20 protein-coding genes are annotated in these 19,680 nt (G+C 65.5%); 13 read left to right on the top strand and 7 right to left on the bottom strand.

The window, feature by feature from the left end:
- Window positions 1-2 precede the first annotated feature (2 nt).
- Together I6F16_RS25750 and I6F16_RS25745 are read left to right on the top strand one after the other, a co-directional pair.
- Complete coding sequence (locus I6F16_RS25750) at window positions 3-710, top strand: dihydrofolate reductase family protein (RefSeq protein WP_225113363.1); 708 nt, start codon at window positions 3-5, stop codon at window positions 708-710.
- Window positions 711-719: 9 nt separating this feature from the next.
- Window positions 720-1,994: an NAD(P)/FAD-dependent oxidoreductase gene (locus I6F16_RS25745; RefSeq protein ID WP_225113362.1), complete on the top strand. Its 1,275-nt coding sequence runs from the start codon at window positions 720-722 to the stop codon at window positions 1,992-1,994.
- A gap of 50 nt (window positions 1,995-2,044) precedes the next feature.
- Here the strand turns inward: I6F16_RS25745 and I6F16_RS25740 are convergent, their stop codons facing one another.
- The 5 genes from I6F16_RS25740 to I6F16_RS25720 form a co-directional block, all read right to left on the bottom strand.
- Window positions 2,045-2,347 (bottom strand): hypothetical protein, encoded by a 303-nt coding sequence (locus I6F16_RS25740; RefSeq protein ID WP_036027019.1) that lies wholly within the window; start codon window positions 2,345-2,347, stop codon window positions 2,045-2,047.
- 414 nt (window positions 2,348-2,761) lie between these two features.
- Entirely contained in the window at window positions 2,762-3,340 is a 579-nt protein-coding gene (locus tag I6F16_RS25735) for a hypothetical protein (RefSeq protein WP_225113361.1), read from the bottom strand.
- Between the two features lie 251 nt (window positions 3,341-3,591).
- Window positions 3,592-4,905 carry a tetratricopeptide repeat protein gene (locus I6F16_RS25730; protein WP_225113360.1) on the bottom strand — a complete coding sequence of 438 codons (1,314 nt, stop codon included), beginning with the start codon at window positions 4,903-4,905 and terminating at the stop codon, window positions 3,592-3,594.
- A gap of 12 nt (window positions 4,906-4,917) precedes the next feature.
- Window positions 4,918-5,928, bottom strand: a complete 1,011-nt coding sequence (locus tag I6F16_RS25725; protein WP_225140507.1) for an aldo/keto reductase — start codon at window positions 5,926-5,928, stop codon at window positions 4,918-4,920.
- A gap of 184 nt (window positions 5,929-6,112) precedes the next feature.
- Complete coding sequence (locus tag I6F16_RS25720) at window positions 6,113-6,538, bottom strand: PaaI family thioesterase (protein ID WP_036014328.1); 426 nt, start codon at window positions 6,536-6,538, stop codon at window positions 6,113-6,115.
- A 70-nt stretch (window positions 6,539-6,608) separates the two neighbouring features.
- On the opposite strand from I6F16_RS25720, the gene I6F16_RS25715 reads away from it, so the two are divergent.
- A complete protein-coding gene (locus I6F16_RS25715; protein WP_225113358.1) occupies window positions 6,609-7,235 on the top strand; it encodes a CoA pyrophosphatase in 627 nt (208 codons plus the stop codon).
- Window positions 7,236-7,291: 56 nt separating this feature from the next.
- Window positions 7,292-8,509, top strand: coding sequence for a hypothetical protein (locus tag I6F16_RS25710; protein WP_225113357.1), 1,218 nt, complete (start codon window positions 7,292-7,294; stop codon window positions 8,507-8,509).
- Window positions 8,510-8,676: 167 nt separating this feature from the next.
- Here I6F16_RS25710 and I6F16_RS25705 read toward each other — a convergent pair whose 3' ends face one another.
- On the bottom strand, window positions 8,677-8,982 hold the full coding sequence (locus tag I6F16_RS25705; RefSeq protein WP_036014324.1) for a hypothetical protein: 306 nt from the start codon (window positions 8,980-8,982) through the stop codon (window positions 8,677-8,679).
- Window positions 8,983-9,175: 193 nt separating this feature from the next.
- Here I6F16_RS25705 and I6F16_RS25700 point away from each other — a divergent pair, with 193 nt between their 5' ends.
- From I6F16_RS25700 to I6F16_RS25680, 5 genes are all read left to right on the top strand, one after another.
- Window positions 9,176-9,655 (top strand): hypothetical protein, encoded by a 480-nt coding sequence (locus I6F16_RS25700; RefSeq protein ID WP_036014322.1) that lies wholly within the window; start codon window positions 9,176-9,178, stop codon window positions 9,653-9,655.
- Window positions 9,656-9,998: 343 nt separating this feature from the next.
- Complete coding sequence (locus I6F16_RS25695; RefSeq protein ID WP_036039897.1) at window positions 9,999-10,946, top strand: TAXI family TRAP transporter solute-binding subunit; 948 nt, start codon at window positions 9,999-10,001, stop codon at window positions 10,944-10,946.
- 162 nt (window positions 10,947-11,108) lie between these two features.
- Window positions 11,109-13,229: a TRAP transporter permease gene (locus tag I6F16_RS25690; protein ID WP_036027038.1), complete on the top strand. Its 2,121-nt coding sequence runs from the start codon at window positions 11,109-11,111 to the stop codon at window positions 13,227-13,229.
- Window positions 13,190-13,603, top strand: a complete 414-nt coding sequence (locus tag I6F16_RS25685; RefSeq protein ID WP_225113356.1) for a DUF1850 domain-containing protein — start codon at window positions 13,190-13,192, stop codon at window positions 13,601-13,603. The genes I6F16_RS25690 and I6F16_RS25685 overlap by 40 nt, the downstream gene beginning before the upstream one ends.
- A 93-nt stretch (window positions 13,604-13,696) precedes the next feature.
- Window positions 13,697-14,503: a glucose 1-dehydrogenase gene (locus I6F16_RS25680; protein ID WP_036027040.1), complete on the top strand. Its 807-nt coding sequence runs from the start codon at window positions 13,697-13,699 to the stop codon at window positions 14,501-14,503.
- Window positions 14,504-14,581: 78 nt separating this feature from the next.
- On the opposite strand, the gene I6F16_RS25675 is transcribed toward I6F16_RS25680, so the two are convergent.
- Window positions 14,582-14,917: an antibiotic biosynthesis monooxygenase family protein gene (locus I6F16_RS25675; protein ID WP_050996005.1), complete on the bottom strand. Its 336-nt coding sequence runs from the start codon at window positions 14,915-14,917 to the stop codon at window positions 14,582-14,584.
- A gap of 149 nt (window positions 14,918-15,066) precedes the next feature.
- On the opposite strand from I6F16_RS25675, the gene I6F16_RS25670 reads away from it, so the two are divergent.
- The 4 genes from I6F16_RS25670 (at window position 15,067) to I6F16_RS25655 (ending at window position 19,554) form a co-directional block, all read left to right on the top strand.
- Window positions 15,067-16,308 carry an FAD-binding protein gene (locus I6F16_RS25670; RefSeq protein ID WP_036014306.1) on the top strand — a complete coding sequence of 414 codons (1,242 nt, stop codon included), beginning with the start codon at window positions 15,067-15,069 and terminating at the stop codon, window positions 16,306-16,308.
- Window positions 16,308-17,630, top strand: a complete 1,323-nt coding sequence (gene glcF, locus I6F16_RS25665) for a glycolate oxidase subunit GlcF (RefSeq protein WP_074448046.1) — start codon at window positions 16,308-16,310, stop codon at window positions 17,628-17,630. Before I6F16_RS25670 ends, glcF begins: the two co-directional genes overlap by 1 nt.
- 85 nt (window positions 17,631-17,715) lie before the next feature.
- The gene (locus I6F16_RS25660; protein WP_225113355.1) at window positions 17,716-18,087 is read left to right on the top strand and encodes a histone; all 372 of its coding nucleotides are present in this window, start codon (window positions 17,716-17,718) and stop codon (window positions 18,085-18,087) included.
- Between the two features lie 453 nt (window positions 18,088-18,540).
- Complete coding sequence (locus I6F16_RS25655) at window positions 18,541-19,554, top strand: TorF family putative porin (RefSeq protein ID WP_036027050.1); 1,014 nt, start codon at window positions 18,541-18,543, stop codon at window positions 19,552-19,554.
- Window positions 19,555-19,680 lie beyond the last annotated feature (126 nt).

The following is a 19,680-nucleotide window of genomic DNA, read 5'->3' as shown; positions in this document are numbered from 1 at the left end:
GCATGAAGCCCCACGTCATCTGCCTGATGCACTCCAGCCTCGACGGCCGCACGCATCCCAGCCGCTGGCGTCCGAAGGGCGCGGGCACGGACTGGTTCGAGAAGATCCACGATGAGCTCGGCGGCGATGCCTGGGTGATCGGCCGCGTCACGGGTTCGGAGTTCGCCAAGGGCAGGCCCTATCCCCCGACAGACGCGAAAGTTCCGCGCGAAAACTGGTTCGCCCGGCGCGATGCAAAGACCTACGGCGTCGTGCTCGATGCAGAGGGCAAGATCGGCTGGGGGCGCGCGGAGATCGGCGGCGATCCGATCGTCGTCGTGCTGACCGAGAATGTCCCGGATTCGCATCTCGCTGGCCTCCGCGGCGAGGGCGTGTCCTACATCTTTGCCGGCCAATCCGAGATCGACCTCGCACTGACGCTGGACATTCTCAGCCGCGAGCTCGGCGTGAAGCGCCTGCTGGTCGAGGGCGGCGGCGTTGCCAACGGCGCGTTCCTGCGCGCCGGCCTCATCGACGAATTCAACCTGATCCTCAGCCCTGCGATCGACGGCGCAAAAGGCGCCCCGTTCGTGTTCGATTCCACCGAGGCGGACAGCGACCGGCGCGCGCCGATCGCCGCGATGACGCTGGAGAGCACGCGCGAGCTCGGCGGCGACGTCCTGCTGCTGCGCTATCTGATCCAGAACGATCCGCAAGCCGTGAGCCGGTAAGGCGCGGCCATGTCCGATCCGTCCGAGCACATCGTCATCGTCGGCGCCGGCGCGGCCGGCCTGATGGCGGCGCGCGAGCTGGCGCGTGCGGGGCGCAAGGTGACGATCCTGGAGGCGCGCCAGCGCTGCGGCGGCCGCATTCATCCGCTGCCGGCCTCGGAGTTCGGCTATGCCGCCGATGGCGGCGCCGAGTTCGTCCATGGCGAGGCGCCGGTCACCCGCGCATTGCTGCGCGAGGCAGGCCTGTCGCTTCAGGAGATCGAAGGCGAGCAGTGGAGCTTTGACGGGACGAAGCTCACACGCGAGGCGCGTGACGATCCCCATGAAGCGGAGCTTCAGGCCAAGCTCGCGGACTTGAAGGACGACCTCACGGTCGCCGACTTCCTGCGCCGGCATTTTGCAGGCGACAATTACGCGCCGCTGCGCCATTCGATCGAGCGGATGGTCGAGGGCTATGACGCGGCCGATCCCGAACGCGCCTCCACGCTGGCGCTGCGCGCGGAATGGATGGACGGCGGGCACGCTCCGCAGGCGCGCATCGAAGGCGGCTACGGCGCGATGATCGACGTGATGACGGCCGACTGCCGCAGGCACGGCGTCACCATCCGCCTCGGCAGCGTCGTGTCGGCGATTGCGGAGGAGGGCGGCGCGGTGATCGTTCGCTGCGCCGGCGGCGACGTGCACGCCTGCGACCGCATGATCCTCACCGTGCCGCTGCCGCTGCTGCGCGAGATCGCGCTACCGGCAGGCGCGCGTGCCAAGCTGGCTGCTGTCGACGACATCGGCTTTGGCAACGTCATCAAGATCCTGCTGCGCTTCGCGCGGCCATGGTGGCGCGAGCGCAAGGAAGACCTTGCGGACATGACATTCCTGCTCTCGGACGAGGCGATCCCGGTCTGGTGGACGCGCTATCCGGACCAGCATCCCGTGCTGACGGGCTGGTTCGGCGGCCCGCGCACGGCGGAGCTGGAAAGCCTCGACGCGCGAGCATTGATCGATGCCGGGCTCGGCTCGCTCGCCGCAATCTTCGGCCTGCCGCGCGATCACATCGCGCGCGAGCTGGTGGCGTCCGCCGCGACCAACTGGGCGCATGATCCGTTCGCGCGCGGCGCCTATTCGTGGGCGACGCCGCGCACCCGAGCGGCACAGGCGATCCTCGCGCGTGGCGACGGCTTGGTGCTGTTTTCCGGCGAAGCGCTCTATCGCGGCCGCGATATGGGCACGGTCGAGGCGGCACTGGCGAGCGGCCTGGAAACGGCGAACATGATCCTTCGGGGACAATGAAAAGAGGCCCGCATCTGATGCGGGCCTCTCGTCGCGTGTGTCTCCAGATCTTACCAGCGTCCGCCGCCGAAGCTGAACGTCACGCCGGGGCCTCCGCCGTAATAGCCGTAGGGCCCGCCGCCGTAATAGCCGTGGTGCCGCGGGTAATAGCCGTAGCTCCTGTAATACGGCCGGTAATAGCCGTGATGATGCCGCCAATGATGATGGTGGCGGTAATGCCTGCGGTGCGCGCTGATGTCGGTGGTCTGGCTTTCCTGCGCGGTCTGCTTGGCACTTGTATTGCCGGCCGCGCTCGCCGATCCACCGGCCAACGCCGCAGCACCAAGGGCGATCGCGGCAATGAGATATTTCATGTCATCACTCCAGTTGAAGGTCGTGTGACAACCCATGAGTATCCCGCGCGTTCCAGCCACTGCGGGCGTCGAAACGACGCAGATTTTCAGTTCCCCGATGAACGCACGTTAACGTTTGTGAACGAGCGAAGGCCGCGCGATCTATCGTCGCATGAAGAGGCATGGCCTGCGACTCGCGCCCCGAACGCGGCGCAGCTTCTCTTCGACGATGCGGTGCGAGTCCGGGACACGAGAGTGGCGCATGTAGATTTTCGCAACTGGCACGGATGCGGATTAGGAAAGCGGTGTCGCTCGGAGAGCGCAGCGAGGATCGCATCCTGTCTGCGATGAATGTACGACCGTGATAGCTGAGCGCAGTGCCAGGGCTCCGTGGCATCAGCGCGATCGTACACGTTGACGCCAGCGGACACGGACCTACTTGAACGGGTCCTGGATCGACGGGGCCGACTGACGGATGCGGCGCACGCTGACCGGGGTGCCGTCGGAGACGAACAGCAGCTCGTATTTGCGGCCCTCGCTGTCGGTCGCCGAGCAGGTGACGTCGTTCACCTTTCTGGCGGCGAAGTTGCCGGTCTGGCGGCAGATGCCGGTCGAGGTCTGCTCGGCCGGCACCGGCAGGCCGTCGACCTTGGGGCGGTTCTTGGAGTTGAGCAGCACGCGGTCGATCCGCAGCTCGTAGGAATTGTCGTCGGCGCGCTTGCCATTCTCGCCGGAGAACGACACCACGTGGCTGTCATCGGAGGGATCGTCGACCGCGACCGCGAAATTGACCCGGCCCGTGTCGCCATGGGCATAGGCCACCGTCTTGCACGGGAAGGTGCGGCCCGCGACCCTGAACGTCTTGCAGTGGCCGGACATCAGCGCCAGGAGATCGATGAACGCGTTCGGCCGCGCCGGCGGATTGTTGACCGGAATCGGTTTGGAAGTCTCGGCAAAACAAGGACTTGCCGCAAGCACGAGCAGCGCGGCGAGGAGCAATCGGCGAAGGCGCATCGTCGGGCTCATGAGCCAGAGGGCTATGGCGGAAGAGTTCCGCACCATAGCCATCGAGCCGCAAATTGGTTGCGATCCCGTTTGTGCTGCAAATCCCGTCTGGAATACCACCACGGCCACCCCGACGGCGATTCGTTCAAATCGCCCGATCCATCCCGGCGGGCACATGCCATCAGGGCGGTGTTTTTTTCGTGGCATGATCCGGAAAAGTGCGTAGCGGTTTTCCGAAAGGCTCATGCTCAAACAATAACCTAACCCATCGCCGCCTGCCAGCGCCTGTCGCGGAAGGAGGGGCGGCGGTGGAGGCGGGCGTCCAGCACGGCGCGGGCGCGAGGCAGCTCACCGCTGCGCATGAGCGCGACGATATAGGTGTCCTCGATCAGCTCGCGCTGGGCGTGGCTGCCGCCGATGCGCACGACCTCGCCGAGCACGGGCGCGAGCATCTGCACGCAAGTCCGGTAGTCCTCATCAGCGAAAGCCGCGAGCGCCCGGAAGATCGCCGGCACCACAGGGCCCGCCGGCAGCTTGCCGTCGGCAAGCCGCTGCTCGATCGCCGCAAGGCGGGCGGCGAGCGCTTCGCGATTCTGCGTCGCGGCTGCGAATAGCGCCATGTGGACGTCGGCAAAGGACAGACTCGATTTCGGAAACAGTTTTTGCGCGGCGGCGTCGGCTTCCTGCCACAGCGCCTTCGGTACCGCATGACCGTACATCGACAGGCGCCACAGCAGCGAAGCGCTGTCGGTGATGACGTTGAGCGGCGGCGCCTGCGTGGCAGTGGGCCGAAGCACGTCGGCATAGATCGCGAGCGCCCGCGCCGCATCGCCATGCTCGAGCGCGCCGAGCGCCTGATGCCAACGGATATGGCCGTGGAGGATTCCGGAGCGGTCATAAGCCGGCAGCCATTCGTCGACGAGACGATCGGCGTCCTCGATCGATCCGTCCTCGAACATCGCATGCAGCACCGCGTGCGCGGCGTGGGCATTTTCCCGGCGCAGATGGAAGCCGCGCTCGGTGACGGCGCGGCCGCGCGCGACGTCGCCATTCTCCGTCATCGCCCAGCCGGACATGGTGAGGAACCACCAGTCCTCGCCGTAATGTGGGGTGACGCGTTCGCAGAGCTCGTGCCGGGCGCGGTCGTGATCGGCCATGCCGGAGAAGGCGAACAGGCCGAACGCGCCAAGCGGCAGCGACAGCACCAATGCGTCGCGGGGCCATGCGTCGATATGCTTCAGCGTCGATGCGATCGCCTCCGGCAGCCGGCCCTCGATCGCGAGCGCCAGCGTCTCGACATGCGAGCGCTCGCGCTCGCTGCCGCGCCCGGCCACGAGCTCGCGCGCGCGTGCCGCCTTTTGCCGCGCGAGATCGCCCTGCTGGTAGAAGGCATGAACGCGGCCGCGGGCGATGTGGGCCAGCGCGAAATCAGGGTCGGCCGCGATCGCGCGCTCCAGCATCTCCGCCGTGCCGGTCCAGCCCGCGAGCATGAGGTCGACGCCGTCGCGATAGGCGGATGCTGCCTCGTGCGAGGTGGTGGAGAGCGGCAGGCCGTAGCGGTCTTGAAGCGCCATCGAAGGCCCCCCTCACGCCGTCCGCGCGCGGCGGCCTTCGATCGGATAGGCCGGATCATTGTAGCCTGGCGTCGAGGGATGGCCTGGCGTCACCAGGCGGTCGATCAGCGCCTCGTCCTCCGCGGTGAAACGATAATCGAGCGCGCTGATGTAGCCGTCCCATTGCTCCTCGGTGCGGGGACCGGCGATCACCGACGAGACGAAGGCGGAGTTGAGCACCCAGCCGACCGCGAACTGGCCGGCGGTGATGCCTTTCTTCTCGGCGTGAGCCTTGATCTCCTGCGCAAGCTGGAGCGATTCCGGCCGCCATTCGGTCTGCATCATGCGGGTGTCGTTGCGCCCCGCGCGCGTCTCCTTGTCGGGCGCTGCATCCACCCTGTACTTGCCGGTGAGCACGCCGCGCGCCAATGGACTATAGGGCACGATGCCGAGACCGTAATAGGCGCAGGCCGGAAAGTGCTCGACCTCCGGCATGCGGTTCATGGCGTTGTAATAAGGCTGGCTCACCGCGGGCCGGTCGATGCCGAGTCGGTCGCAGATGTTGCAGATCTCAGCGACGCGCCAGGCGCGGTAGTTGGAGACGCCGAAATAGCGCACCTTGCCGGCGTGGATCAGGTCGCTCATGGCGCGCACCGTCTCCTCCAACGGCGTGGCATGGTCTTCCTTGTGCAGATAGTAGATGTCGATGTGATCGGTGCCGAGCCGCATCAAGCTCTCGTCCGCCGCCTGCAACACCCAGCGCCGCGACAGTCCGCCGCGATTGGGATCGTCCCCCATGGGGTTTGCGAGCTTTGTGGCAAGCACCCAGGCACCACGATTGCGCGCGATGGCGCGGCCGACGACCTCCTCGGAGGCGCCTTTGGAATAAGCGTCCGCTGTGTCGATGAAATTGATCCCGGAATCGCGTGCCTTGTCGATGATCCGCTTCGACGTGGCCTCATCGGTCGGCCCGCCGAACATCATGGTGCCCAGGCAAATCGGCGAGACCTTGAGGCCGCTGCGGCCGAGCTGGCGGTATTGCATGGGCGAGTCCTCGATGTTGGTGGACGGCAGCATAGCCAGCAAAGTCCGTCATTGCGAGCGCAGCGAAGCAATCCAGAGATGTGTCCGCGGAGGGATGCTGGATTGCTTCCGCCTTCGCCAAGGCTTCGGCGGACAAGTCGCTGCGCTCGCAATGACGGGGAGAGGGCGGTCGCAGCCCGACTAGCTACCCCGGCCCCTTCAAGATCTTGAACACGCCGTTCGCCATCACGATGCAGCGGTCGTCCACGGTCACCTCGGTGCTCATGAAGATCAGGCTGCGGGTCGAGCGCACCACGCGCGGGCGGGAGATCAGGGTGTCGCCGATCTGGCCGGCCTCGACGAAATGGGTGTCGAGCTGCACCGTCGCCAAGTACTCCTTGCCGGAGACGTAACGGGCCGTCATGCCGCAGGTGCGATCGGCGAACGTCATCATCACGCCGCCCTGGACCATGCCGCGGCGGTTGTGGTGCTTGTCCTCGGTCGCGAGCGCGAACTCGTAATGGCCGTCGACCTTGCGCTCCCACAACGGGCCGATCAGATGCAGGAAGCCCGTGGTCTCCAGGATGCTCCAGCCCTCTGATTTCAACCTTGCGGCGGCCTTGCTGGTCATGTCGTCGTTCGTCCTTGCAACGCGATGTCTCCTCGTTTCATCAGATGCAGTCCTGGTGTAGTCAAGCATCATGAGAACGTTCGACGATGCCACCAGACGGAATATCGCAGAGGTCTGCGCGGCCTTCGCGCGGCTGCCCGACACAGCCGAGCCGTCGGCGCTGAAGCGCGCCGCGGTGGTGCTGGCGCTAACCGAATCCGACGACGGTGGCGACACCGCCTTCCTGCTCACCAGGCGCGCCTCGCACCTGCGCGCCCATCGCGGCCAATGGGCGCTGCCCGGCGGACGCTGCGATGCCGGCGAGACGCCGGTCGAGGCGGCGCTGCGCGAGCTCGACGAGGAGCTCGCACTCGCGCTGTCAGCCGATGCGGTGCTCGGCCTGCTCGACGATTATCCGACGCGCTCGGGCTATCTGATCACGCCGGTCGTGGTCTGGGCGGCCGACAGTGCTGCGATCCGCCCGAACCCGGACGAGGTCGCCTCCGTCCATCGCATCGCGCTGGCCACGATCGAGCGCGACGATGCCTTCGATTTCACTGAGATCCCCGAGAGCAGCCGCCGCGTGATCCGCTTCCATCATCAGATGAGCCTGATCCATGCCCCGACCGCGGCGCTGATCTACCAGTTCCGCGAGGTGCTGGCGGGGCGGCACACCCGCGTCACCGACCTGGAACAGCCGGTATTCGCCTGGACGTGACGATGGTAAACGGCGCGTTAACGCGACGGTTACCGGATGCCTGCTAAGAAGGCAGCATGCATCACTCGATTCGAAACAAATTGGCGCTGGTTCCGCTCGCGCTCGTCCTGATCTCGCCCGCGGCGCGCGGCGCCGAGGCCGACGCGCTGTCGCCCGCCGTTCGCAATGCCAACGCCCAGCTGCTGTCGCAGTTTTTCGCGCAAGGCGGGGGGGCTTCGCCGGCCGTGCTCGAATATCGCCGCAAGCTCGCGGAATATCAGGCCGCGCGCGCCGCCTTCGATGCCGAGGCCGGCGCCTATTGGAGCCAGATCTCGGAGAAGCGGAAGGCCCGCAACGCCAAGCGGCGCAATGGGCAGCAGATCACGCTCGATGATTACGTGCTGGAGCATCCGCCGCTCTATACCGGGCCGAAGAAGCCGGTGAATCCGGAGCCGGAGGAAACGCCGGATCGCCCCGCGAGAAGACCGATCCCCGTGGTCGCCGATTTCCTGCGTGCGGCGCAGGAACTCTACCAGTTCACGCCGCAACGCCCGTCCAGCGAGCTCGAGTTCAAGCGCGCCTATGCGCGCTACGCTCTGGCCCATGGCCTGACGCGCGAGCAGGCGGTGCGGGTCTATTCGTTCGAGACCGGCGGCACCGGCAGTTACGACGTGCAGGCGGGCATCGAGCATGGCGGCAAGCGCGCGATCTCGACCGCGATGGGCTACAACCAGCTGCTCACCACCAACAGCGTCGAGCTGCTCGCCGAGCAGGGCCATGAACTGATCCGCGCGCTGTCCGAGAAGGTGACGCGCACATCTGGACCGGCGCGGCATGCGCTCGAGCACAAGCTCACTGTCCTGAAGAAGATGGTGGCGCACGCGAAGTCGGTGCCCGATACCTGGTCGGAGCACGAGAAGATGGGTGCCACCCCGCAGGGCTGGGCCATGCATGCGATGGTGCTCGACGTCGACATCGGACCGATGCTGCAGACCCACAAGCTGCTGACTTCGGTGCATTTCGCCCGCGCCAAGGGACACTCGCGCCCGCTGTCGGCGGCCGAGCTCGAGATGATGAACCTCACCGGCGACGGCACCGGCCTCGACATGGTGACGATGCCGCAAGCGATGCGCGAGCGGGTGCCGACCTCGAACTTCTTCCAGCGCGGCGGCTATGAGCGCAACCCAGTCGCGATCCGCCACAACACGGTGGCGAAGCTGCTGGCCGTAACCGACGAGCGCATGGACGTGAACAGCGGCAAAGCCGGCGCAAGGGAATTGGCAGGGGCGTTTTAGGAGCGCTCGCTCTTGCCGCATTTTCCGCTGTCATGCCACGCGAAGGCGGGGCATCCAGTACGCCGCGGCCTCTCGATTCAACCACAAGGGCTCTGGAATACTGGATCGTCCGCCTTCGCGGACGATGACACCGAGTAAGTGGCGGGGCAGCCGCCCGCCTTCTCCGCTTACTGATCCGGCCCGAACTTGAACTTGCCGTCACCCTCCAGATACGGGCCGGTGCGCATGTAGAGCTGGCCGTTCTGGCCGATGAAGAACAGTGTGCCCTTGGGCACCTTCTTGGCGCCCTTCAAGAGCTCGCCGGCGTTGCTGGTGCCCATCTTGTAGGAATAGGTCTTGCCCTCCCTGTCGTAGGCGTAGCCGGTGTCGGTCTTCAGCTCCCAGGGCGTCGCTGCGGTTTGCGCCAATGCGGGCGCTACCAATGCGCCGAGCGCGGCTGCGAGTGCAAATGTCTTGATTGAAAATGCCGTCATCCCATCCTCCCAAGATCGGGACATTCCATGATTGAACAAATCACGAACGATGCGTCCCGGTCAACTTGCGATAGCGCCGCAGCGCATCACGTCTTGCCCAGCAGTTTGTGATTTTCCCTCCGTCCCCTCGCGACTATGTTCCGCTTTCCGTTTAGAACGCAACTCGACAAAAATATTGGTGGGGATGATTCGAATGAACCTAGTCGTCAAAGCCTGCTCGGCTGCCGCGCTGTTGCTCACGGCGCTGGCGCCGGCCGCCCAAGCCGATGACTACCGGCTCAGCCACAACCAGCGGATTTCGTGCAGCCGCGGCCTTGCCCCGGGCAAGCTGAACACGGCGACCTGCAAGTCCTACACCTATCTCTTCAATACTAGGACCTCGGAATATTTCCGCTGCCAGGTCTCCCTGGCGCTGACCCGCGACAACAAGGAAGTCATCAACGTCCAGACCGACGGCGGCTGCACCAAGAAACCGCGCATTTTCGAGACCGACGGCAAGTACGATTTCGACGCCACCGAGACCGAGCCGCCGAACACCAATTCGTTCTTCGGCCCCGGCGGCTATTCGGTCTGGGCCGCCGACGTCGGCGCGCAGAAGGTGCGCGGCTGCATCACCATTTCCTCCGGCCTCGGCTCGGACATCTCCAAATGCCTGGACATGACGTTCCAGTGAGCGAGCGCTCGATAGCCACTGCGTAGACGGTGCGCTCCCTGCCCCGCCACGGGGGAGGGCTGGGGAGAGGTGTCTCCGCATCGGGACAATCTCCTAGAGGAGAAAACCCTCACCCGCGCCTTCGGCGCGACCTCTCCCGCAAGCGGGAGAGGTGACCGAGCAAGCCGCTCCGACTCGAACCTAACGCGACTCCAGTCCCGCTGCGCCACCTCGCCGCACCGTCCGGTTCCCAAGAACCCAGCGGGAACGGCCCTTTGCCGCAGTCCTGTTTTGCCTTTTGGATGGGTTGACCCGCATCCCTCATCCGGCCAATTTCGCCGCCGGTTTGGGGAGTACAACAACCATGAAACGGACGATTTTCGGCGCAGCCGCGGCTCTGGCTCTGGCGGCGTCGGCACCTTGCGCCCAGGCGCAATCCTTCATCAACGTGCTGACCGGTGGCACCTCGGGCGTCTACTATCCGCTCGGGGTCGCGATCGGAAAGATCTACGGCGACAAGATCCCGAACGTGAAGACGCAGGTGCAGGCCACCAAGGCGTCGGTCGAGAACCTGATCCTGCTGCAGCAGGGCCGCGGCGAGCTGGCGTTCACGCTGGGCGACTCGCTGAAAGCCGCCTGGGAGGGCGAGGAGGAGGCGGGCTTCAAGACCAAGCTCGACAAGCTCCGCACCATCGGCGCGATCTACCCGAACTACATCCAGATCGTCGCGACCGCCGACAGCGGCATCAAGACGCTCGCCGATCTCAAGGGCAAGAGCCTGTCGGTCGGTGCACCGAAGTCGGGCACCGAGCTGAACTCCCGCGCGATCCTGGCCGCTGCCGGCATGAGCTACAAGGAGCTCGGCAAGGTCGAATATCTGCCCTTTGCCGAATCCGTCGATCTCATGAAGAACCGGCAGCTCAACGCCACGCTGCAATCGGCCGGGCTCGGTGTCGCCTCGCTGAAGGACCTCTCGACCTCGAGCCCGATCACGGTGGTGTCGGTGCCGAAGGAGACCGTCGACAAGATCGGCCCGCCCTTCGTGGCGGCGACTATTCCGGCCAACACCTATACCGGCCAGGACAAGGACGTGCCGACTGCGGCCGTGATCAATTATCTGGTCACCAGCTCCGCCGTCTCGGACGATCTCGCCTATCAGATGACCAAGCTGGTCTATGAATCGCTGCCCGAACTCGTCACTGCGCACGCGGCCGGCAAGGAGATCAAGCTCGAGACCGCCGCCACCGGCAGCCCGGTCCCGCTGCACCCCGGCGCGATCCGCTATTACAAGGAAAAGGGGCTGATCAAGTAATCAGCTCCTGTCGTCGGACGTCATGGCCGGGCTTGTCCCGGCCATCCACGTTCTGCGGCTGTGCATGGAAGTTTCGTGGATGCCCGGGACAAGCCCGGGCATGACGGCTCGGGACATACCGTGCCAATGCTACAAGCGCTCGACGATTGGGGATGGGCTGAGATGCTGGAAAAGGCAGAGGGGACTGAGATCGCGCCCGACAAGGTCAAGGTCGAGTTCGACAATTTCGAGCATGGTTTTCCGGAAGGCTTCGGCCCGGGCTGGTGGGGCCGGCTCGCCTACTGGATCGGCATCGCGTTCGCAATCTTCCAGCTCTACGTCGCCGCCTTCAACTATCTGCCGAGCCAGGTGGTGCGCGGCGTCCATGTCGGCTTCCTGCTCCTGCTCACCTTCGGCCTGATCGCCAACTTCACCGCGAAGAGCAATTTCGGCCGTGCGCTGGGCTGGGCGATCGGCGCCGCCGGCTTCTACTGCGGTCTCTACCAATGGATCTTCTATGCCGACCTGATCGCGCGCGACGGCGATCCGACCAGGCTCGATCTCGCCGTCGGCACCCTACTCGCGGTGCTGATCTTCGAGGGCACGCGGCGGCTGATGGGCGCGGCGCTGCCGCTGATGTGCGGTGCGTGTCTCGTCTATTGGTTCTTCGGTCAGTACCTGCCGTCGCCGCTCAACCATCGCGGCTATGATTTCGACCAGATCGTCACGCATCTGTCGTTCGGCACCGAAGGCTTTTACGGCGTGCCGGTCTACGTCTCCGCGACCTACATCTTCCTGTTCATCCTGTTCGGCTCGTTCCTGGAGCGCGCCGGCATGATCCAGCTGTTCACCGACGTCTCGCTCGGCCTGTTCGGCCGCACCCGCGGTGGACCTGCCAAGGTCGCGGTGTTCGCCTCGGGCATGATGGGGACCATCTCCGGCTCGGGCGTCGCCAACGTCGTCACCGTCGGTCAGTTCACGATTCCCTTGATGATCAGGTTCGGCTACCGCCGCGCCTTCGCAGCCGGCGTCGAGGCGACGGCCTCGATGGGCGGCCAGATCATGCCGCCGGTGATGGGGGCGGTCGCCTTCATCATGGCCGAGACGCTCGGCGTGCAATATTCGGAGATCGTCAAGGCCGCCGCGATCCCCGCGATCCTCTATTTCGCCTCCGCGTTCTGGATGGTGCATCTGGAAGCCGGCAAGCACGGCCTGGTCGGCATGAAGCGCTCGGAGATCCCGAGCGCCTGGAAGGCGCTGGTGACGCGCTGGTACCTCGTGCTGCCGCTCGCGGCGCTGGTCTACATGCTGTTCGAGGGTTTTACGCCGCTCTATGCCGGCAGCATGGGCCTTGCGCTCACGGTGACGCTGATCCTCGGCACCGCCATCACGACGGGCGCCTCCTCGAACGTGATCCGCACCATCTTCTGGGTCGGGCTCGCGCTCGTCGTCGCGGCATTGTCGCGCGACGGCCTCCAGATCGTGCCGGTCGCGACCGTCGTGGTCGGCCTGATCGTGATCACGGCGTTCGTGCGCGGCGGCTTTGCGGCGTTGCGGGCCTGCCGCGATGCGCTGGCCGAGAGCGCGAAATCCGCCATCACCGTCGGCATGGCCTGCGCGATCGTCGGCGTCATCATCGGCATGATGTCGCAGACCGGCGTCGGCACCATCTTCGGCGGCTGGGTGATCGGACTCGGCGAGAAGAGCCTGTTCCTGGCGCTGGTCATGACCATGCTGCTGTCGATCCTGCTCGGCACCGGCATCCCGACCATCCCGACCTACATCATCACCGCCGCGCTCGCAGCTCCCGCGCTGGCCAAGCTCGGCGTGCCCTTGATCGCGAGCCACATGTTCGCATTCTATTACGGCATCATGGCCGACCTCTCGCCGCCGGTGGCGCTCGCCGCGCTTGCGGCCGCGCCAATCGCCAAGGAGAACCCGGACAAGATCGGCTGGGAGGCGATGCGCATCGCGCTCGCCGGCTACGTCATTCCCTTCATCTTCGTCTATTCGCCGGCCTTGATGCTGCAGGCCGGCGATCCCATGGCGGCCAAGCTCGGCTTCTACGGGGCGGTGGCGCTGGCGAGCTTGAAGGCGCTGGTGGCGATCGGCCTGTTCGGCATGGCCGCGATCGGCTTCCTGTTCACGCGGCTGACGCTGATCGAGCGCCTGGTCGCGCTCGGCGCCGCGTTCTGCCTGCTCGGCGAATTCCCCTTCAGCGACAGCGCGGGCTTCGTGCTCGCCGCCGCGCTGGTGCTGTGGCAATGGCGGCAGCGTCCGCCGGCGCCGGTCGAGGCGGTGTGAGCCTCTGTCTTGCGACAGCGGGCGGCGTGAAAGCGCTGACGCTATCCGCGTTCACGCTTGTCTGGACGCATTCGATCGCGAAGGTCGAATGGCAGGAAGACTGGCGCCTCACGCCCGCCGGCCTCGAGCTGGTGCAAGCCCGCGTCAAGGGCACCGGCCCCGGCATGGAGCCGCCGGCCGAGGCGCGGCTGGTCGACGGCTGGTTTCAATGGCGGCCGCAGCGTGCGCCGATGCCGGAATTGGTGCTCGGCGATTCCGGCGCGGCCGGAGAATGGCGACTCTGCCATGACGGGACGTGCCGGACATTGTCGGAGATTGTCGGGCATCCCATTGGTGCTAACGTGACCACGTTGAGCGTCTGCAAAGAACCGTAGCCCGGATGGAGCGGAAGCGTAATCCGGGACCACTGCCCCGGATTGCGCTGCGCTCCATCCGAGCTACAAGAACAACAACACGGGAGACACGCGATGGATCGGCTCAAGGGCAAGGTTGCGATGGTGGTGGGGGCCGGCTCGATCGGTCCAGGCTGGGGTAACGGCAAGGCGACCGCGGTGACCTTTGCGCGCGAGGGCGCGCAGGTGTTCTGCGTCGATCGCAACGGTGCCGCGGCCGAGGAGACCGCCAGGATCATCAGCGGCGAGGGCGGCAAGGCGATTGCGTTCACGGCCGACGTGTCGCGGCCTGCCGAGATCGAGGCGATGGTCGCGGCGTGCCTCAAGGCCTATGGCCGCATCGACGTGCTCGACAACAATGTCGGCATCGCCGAGATGGGCAGTGTCGTCGAGGTGAGCGAAGACAGCTGGGACCGCGTCTTCAGCGTCAACCTCAAGAGCGCCTATCTCGCCATGAAGCACGTCGTTCCCGTCATGGTGAAGCAGGGCGGCGGTTCGATCATCAACATCTCCTCGATCGCCTCGATCCGCCACATGGGCATCTCCTACGTTACCTACGGCGCCTCGAAAGCGGCGATGAACCAGATGACGCGCACCACAGCGATCGAGTTCGCGCGCCATCACGTCCGGGTCAACGCGATCCTGCCCGGCCTGATGAAGACGCCGATGGTCGAGCACTCCGCCGGCCTCGCCGCCAGCTACGCCAAGGGCGATGTCGAGGCGATGTGGCGCGCGCGCGACGCCCAGGTGCCGATGGGCCATATGGGCGATGCATTCGACGTCGCCAACGCCGCGCTGTTCCTGGCCTCGGACGAGTCGAAATACGTGACGGGCATCGAGCTCGTTGTCGACGGCGGGATCACGTGCAAGGCCGGGGCTTGATCCAGCCCCAGCTTGCACGCAGCCCGCCGCTGCGAGTCATAGGCGATCGCCCTGGCTCGCAAGGAGGAAGCAGATCATTCACAGCAGGGCGTATTGCGCGCGTTCGCGCCTGGTTAGCAGCGGCAGCGCCTGTTCCGCGATGTAGCTCTTGAAATGCGCGCTCTCCTGGTGCGCCCTAAAGGCGTCTTCGTCGCGGAACAACTCGTAGAACAGGAACTGGGCCGGATTGTCCTTGGCGCGCGAGATCAGGAACAGCTTGACGCCTGGCTCGCGCTGCGCCTGAGGGAGGAAGCCGCGCAGGATTTCAGCAACCCGGTCGACCTCTTCGGCCTTTGCTTCCCATTGCGCCACGACGAGAAGTCCGCCGCCGATGGCCGGGTGGCCGGCCTCTTGATTCATTGCCTGTTCGGTCATGATGGAGCTCCTTGAGAATGCTCCATTCGATAGCGCGGCTCTGGGCGGCAATGGTTCGATGAAGATCGTAGTGCGAATGTCGCCGCGGCCCAGCGTTCCGTCGCGGGTCGAATTGATTTCCTGCGCGAATTTCGCTACCGCCTTTTCCCGTGGATACGCTCAAGGTCAGAGACGCTAAAGACGTCGAAGAGGTGGTGCGCGCGGCGATCGCGAGCGAGCAGCCGCTCGAGATCATCGGCCATGGCGGTAAGCGCGGCATCGGCCACGCCATGGCGACCAACGCCGTGCTCGACGTCTCCGCACTCAATGCCGTCACCGCCTACGAGCCGAACGAGCTCATCATCACGCTCCAGGCCGGCGCGCCGCTGGCCGACGTGTTGGCGCTGATCGACGCCAAGAACCAGCAATTCGCCTTCGAGCCTGTAAACACCGCCCCGCTGCTCGGCACGACGGCAACAGGCACCATCGGCGGCATGATCGCGGCAGGGCTCGCCGGGCCGCGGCGGATCCGGGCGGGCGGAGCGCGCGACCACCTGCTCGGCGCGCATGCCGTCTCGGGTTTCGGCGACAGCTTCAAGACCGGCGGCAAGGTGGTGAAGAACGTCACCGGCTACGACCTCTGCAAGCTGCTGGCGGGGTCCTGGGGCACGCTGTCGGTGATGACCGAGGTCACGCTCAAGGTGATGCCCAAGCCCGAGGCCGAGCGGACGCTGTTGCTGCGCGGGTTAGATGATGCCGCCGCCAACAAGGCCATGACTGCGGCGCTGGGCTCGCCCTTCGACGTCTCCGCCGCCGCGCATCTGCCGAAATCCGCACTCCGGGCCGGGACCGAGGGGCTAGGCGACATTGCGGGCCAAGGCGAGGCCGAGGCGCTGACCGTGCTGCGGCTCGAGGGCATCACCGCGTCCGCTGCGCACCGCGCCGGCTCGCTGCGCCAATTGCTGGCGCCGTTTGGAACCGCGACGCTGATCGAGGACGTGGCATCCGCGGCCCTGTGGAGCGCGATCCGCGACGTGCTGCCGTTCGCGGCGAGCGGCGCGCTCGGCGCCTGGCCGGTCTGGCGGATCGTCTGCCCGCCGGCCTCGGGCGCGGCGCTGGGCACGCAGCTGGCGCGCGAGACGGGGGGCGATGTGATCTACGATTGGGGCGGCGGCCTGATCTGGGCGGCGCTCCCGCCGAAGCCGGACGCGCATGCCCCGGCGGTGCGTGCGCACGCGAACGCGGCCGGCGGGCATGCCACGCTGATCCGGGCGACTGATGATGTCAGGCGCGAGGTCGACGTGTTCCATCCGCAGGCGCCGGGGATTGCCGCGCTGAGCGAGCGGGTGCGCGCCAGCTTCGATCCGAAGATCATTCTCAACCGGGGGCGGCTCACGCGGAGCGCTGGCTGATGAAGACCGAATTCTCACTCGCGCAGCTCGCCGACCCCGATATCGCGGAAGCCGACAAGATCCTGCGCGCCTGCGTCCATTGCGGCTTCTGCACCGCAACCTGCCCGACCTATGTGCTGCTCGGCGACGAGCTCGATAGCCCGCGCGGCCGCATCTATCTGATCAAGGAGATGCTGGAGAAGGACCAGGCGCCGACCGCCGACGTGGTCAAGCATATCGACCGTTGCCTGTCGTGCCTTGCCTGCATGACGACCTGCCCCTCGGGCGTGAACTACATGCACCTGGTCGATCAGGCCCGGGTGCAAATCGAGCAGCGCTATCGGCGGCCGCTGACCGAGCGGCTGCTGCGCCAGGTGCTGGCCTTCGTCCTGCCGGACCCGCAGCGCTTTCGCGTCAGTATGTGGTTGGCGCGGCTCGTCCGTCCGCTCGGCGTCTTGCTGCCGACACCCCGGCCTGCGGCGACGCCGGGCTTGATCCAGCGCATCAAGGCGATGCTGGCGCTGGCGCCGGACCGGCTGCCGCCCGCAGGGCCCGCCGCCGGCAGCGTGTTCGCGGCGCTGGGCAAGAAGCGCGGCCGTGTGGCACTGCTCCAGGGCTGCGCCCAGCAGGTGCTGGCGCCGCGCATCAACCAGGCCGCCATCAGTCTCCTGACCCGCCACGGCATCGAGGTCGTCCTTGTCAGGGACGAGCAGTGCTGTGGCGCGCTGACCCATCACCTCGGCAACGACGAGGATGCGCTGGCGCGGGCTCGCGCCAACGTCGCGGCGTGGCGGAAGGAAATGGCCGGCGAGGGGCTCGATGCCATCCTGGTGACGACCTCCGGCTGCGGCACGGTGATCAAGGATTACGGCTATCTCCTGCGCGAGGACACAGCGTTCGCGGCCGATGCTGCGAGGGTCTCGGCGCTCGCCAAGGACATCACCGAATACGTCGCCGGCCTCGAGCTTGCGACCGCGGCGCGAGCGGACGACATCGTCGTCGCCTATCACTCCGCGTGTTCGTTGCAGCATGGACAGAAAATCACAGGGCTTCCGAAAGAATTGCTTTCCAAGAATGGATTCGTGGTGAAAGATGTGCCCGAGAGCCATTTGTGTTGCGGTTCGGCGGGGACCTACAACATTCTCCAGCCCGAGCTTGCGGGTCGGTTGCGTGATCGCAAGGTCGCCAACATCGCGAGCGTCAAGCCGGACATGATTGCCGCGGGCAATATCGGCTGCATGGTGCAGATTGCCAGTGGCACGTCAGTTCCGGTCGTACACACGATTGAGCTTCTCGATTGGGCGACGGGCGGGGCGCGGCCGGCACTGAACGCGCAGGTTTGAGCTTTCAGGAGCCCGAACTGTCCTCCCGAGGTGACGACTGAAGACGCCCGATCAAGCATTGTTCGGCGGCAACAGGAGGACCACGATGGCGAAAGCGAAGAAGAAGAAAAGCAAGAAGGCCAAAAAGGCCAAGAAGGCCGTAGCGGCGAAGAAGTCCGCGAAGAAGGCGACGAAGAAGAAGGCGGCCAAGAAGACCGCCAAGAAATCTGCCAAGAAATCTGCCAAGAAATCTGCCAAGAAGGCCGCCCCGAAGAAGGCTGCCAAGACGACCGCAAAGAAGTCGGCGGCCAAGAAGGCTGCTCCGAAGAAGGCCGCGAAGAAGGCGGCACCGAAGAAGGCGAAGGCAGCGCCTGCTCCGAAGCCGTCGGCACCGGCGGAGACCCCCGCGCCCGCCGAGACAAGCTGGGCGATGCCTTCGTCTTCTGCGGAAGCGGCGCCGGCCGAGGGGCAGGGGTAGGAAGGCGGTCTCTCATCGCCTTCGGACTGTCACTCGGGACTGTCACTCGGGACTGTTACTCGGGATTGTTACTTGGGATTGTAACGAGAAGGCCGCGGCACCCCCCGGTGCTGCGGCCTTTTTGCATCGCGGAAGCCGCCCTTGGCGGCTGGCGCTCCGGGCCCACCCTGATTCGTAGCGAAGGTGTCACGCCGCCTGGCGATCCCCGGGTTTACACGGGTCTGCACTGCACCTTGGAATGCAAATAATGTGATCGAGAAGCCACACAGCCTGACAACCTTTCGTGAATTCGTCAAAACGCCTAAAAAGTCGGCAGATGCCCGTGCTTTTTGCTTCACGGTTCCTGTCCATCGATCCAAATTGCCGCAGTGACGCAATTTTGCAGGTAGGCCGCATGCCCCGGGGGGCTTCCGGGGGCGACTGCTAAGTAAGAACGGGTAGATGGGGATCGAAATGAAAAAAGTGGCTTTGTTGGCAACGGCGCTGGCAATGGTGACGACGGGTTCGGCGTTCGCGGCAGATCTGCGCGTGAAGGCATTGAAGGCCCCGCCGCCCCCGGCGTTCGATCCTTGGGATATCGCCTTCGGCGGCGGCATCATGAGCGATTACGTCTTCCGCGGCATCACCCAGTCGAACCATAAGCCGGCCGTCACGGCCTATTTCGAGCCTCGCTACAACGTCACCAAGGACTTGCAGCTCTACGTCGGTACGTCCGCCTCGAGCATCTCCTTCCCGAACCGCGCTGCGGCGGAAGTCGACTTCTACGGCGGTATCCGCCCGACCTTCGGCATGTTCGCCTTCGACTTCGGTCTCTGGGGCTACCTCTATCCGGGCGGACAATGCTTCGGCTCGCAGTACACATTGGCTCAGGGCAATTGTGGCGGCGACATCGACTACTCGCAGGGCGCAATCGGCCTTCCGATCAACGGCAACTTCGCCAAGAAGGACGCCAGCTTCTTCGAAGCCTACGCCAAGCTGAACGTCGTCATCAACGACCAGTGGACGGTCGGCTTCAACGAGTACTACTCGCCGAACTTCCTGAACCTCGGCGCCTGGGGCAATTACGCCTCGATCACGGCCAAGTGGACCGCCCCGAGCACAATCTTCGGTGCCAGCGGCGTCGGCATGTATGTGTCGGGTGAGTTCGGCCGGCAGTGGTTCGGCACTTCCGACATCTTCTACGGCATCGCGGGCGATCCGGTTTATGCGAACGGCATCAAGGAGCCGAGCTATAACACCTGGAACGTCGGCGTCGGCTTCACCTACAAGGTGTTCACGCTCGATCTGCGTTATCACGACACCGACCTGAACAAGGGCGACTGCAACGCCTTGACCAGCGATCACACCGCGAAGTTCACCGGAAGCTTCACCCCCATCAACCCGGGCGGCTTCGGCTCCAACTGGTGCAGCGCGGCCGGCGTGGCCAAGCTCTCGTTCGACCTGACGGCGATGAGCAATCTGAAGTAAGCTTCTTTCCGAAACGACTTCGCGAGGGCGGCAGGGCAACCTGCCGCCCTTTTGCTTTTCTCCACGCCGTCATGGCCGGGCTTGACGCGTGTATGGAGTGACGACTCGAACTTGATGATCAGCGGC

This window comes from Bradyrhizobium sp. IC4060 (assembly GCF_020193715.1).
Lineage (GTDB): Bacteria > Pseudomonadota > Alphaproteobacteria > Rhizobiales > Xanthobacteraceae > Bradyrhizobium > Bradyrhizobium yuanmingense.
The sequence above is the reverse complement of the archived record's forward strand: the minus strand, read 5'-3'. Positions and strand labels throughout refer to the sequence as shown.

Coding starts and splice junctions, on each gene's coding strand:
- I6F16_RS25750 (WP_225113363.1), top strand. CDS start 3: ATGAAGCCCCACGTCATCTGCCTGATGCACTCCAGCCTCGACGGCCGC.
- I6F16_RS25745 (WP_225113362.1), top strand. CDS start 720: ATGTCCGATCCGTCCGAGCACATCGTCATCGTCGGCGCCGGCGCGGCC.
- I6F16_RS25740 (WP_036027019.1), bottom strand. CDS start 2,347: ATGAAATATCTCATTGCCGCGATCGCCCTTGGTGCTGCGGCGTTGGCC.
- I6F16_RS25735 (WP_225113361.1), bottom strand. CDS start 3,340: ATGCGCCTTCGCCGATTGCTCCTCGCCGCGCTGCTCGTGCTTGCGGCA.
- I6F16_RS25730 (WP_225113360.1), bottom strand. CDS start 4,905: ATGGCGCTTCAAGACCGCTACGGCCTGCCGCTCTCCACCACCTCGCAC.
- I6F16_RS25725 (WP_225140507.1), bottom strand. CDS start 5,928: ATGCAATACCGCCAGCTCGGCCGCAGCGGCCTCAAGGTCTCGCCGATT.
- I6F16_RS25720 (WP_036014328.1), bottom strand. CDS start 6,538: ATGACCAGCAAGGCCGCCGCAAGGTTGAAATCAGAGGGCTGGAGCATC.
- I6F16_RS25715 (WP_225113358.1), top strand. CDS start 6,609: ATGAGAACGTTCGACGATGCCACCAGACGGAATATCGCAGAGGTCTGC.
- I6F16_RS25710 (WP_225113357.1), top strand. CDS start 7,292: ATGCATCACTCGATTCGAAACAAATTGGCGCTGGTTCCGCTCGCGCTC.
- I6F16_RS25705 (WP_036014324.1), bottom strand. CDS start 8,982: ATGACGGCATTTTCAATCAAGACATTTGCACTCGCAGCCGCGCTCGGC.
- I6F16_RS25700 (WP_036014322.1), top strand. CDS start 9,176: ATGAACCTAGTCGTCAAAGCCTGCTCGGCTGCCGCGCTGTTGCTCACG.
- I6F16_RS25695 (WP_036039897.1), top strand. CDS start 9,999: ATGAAACGGACGATTTTCGGCGCAGCCGCGGCTCTGGCTCTGGCGGCG.
- I6F16_RS25690 (WP_036027038.1), top strand. CDS start 11,109: ATGCTGGAAAAGGCAGAGGGGACTGAGATCGCGCCCGACAAGGTCAAG.
- I6F16_RS25685 (WP_225113356.1), top strand. CDS start 13,190: ATGGCGGCAGCGTCCGCCGGCGCCGGTCGAGGCGGTGTGAGCCTCTGT.
- I6F16_RS25680 (WP_036027040.1), top strand. CDS start 13,697: ATGGATCGGCTCAAGGGCAAGGTTGCGATGGTGGTGGGGGCCGGCTCG.
- I6F16_RS25675 (WP_050996005.1), bottom strand. CDS start 14,917: ATGACCGAACAGGCAATGAATCAAGAGGCCGGCCACCCGGCCATCGGC.
- glcF (WP_074448046.1), top strand. CDS start 16,308: ATGAAGACCGAATTCTCACTCGCGCAGCTCGCCGACCCCGATATCGCG.
- I6F16_RS25660 (WP_225113355.1), top strand. CDS start 17,716: ATGGCGAAAGCGAAGAAGAAGAAAAGCAAGAAGGCCAAAAAGGCCAAG.
- I6F16_RS25655 (WP_036027050.1), top strand. CDS start 18,541: ATGAAAAAAGTGGCTTTGTTGGCAACGGCGCTGGCAATGGTGACGACG.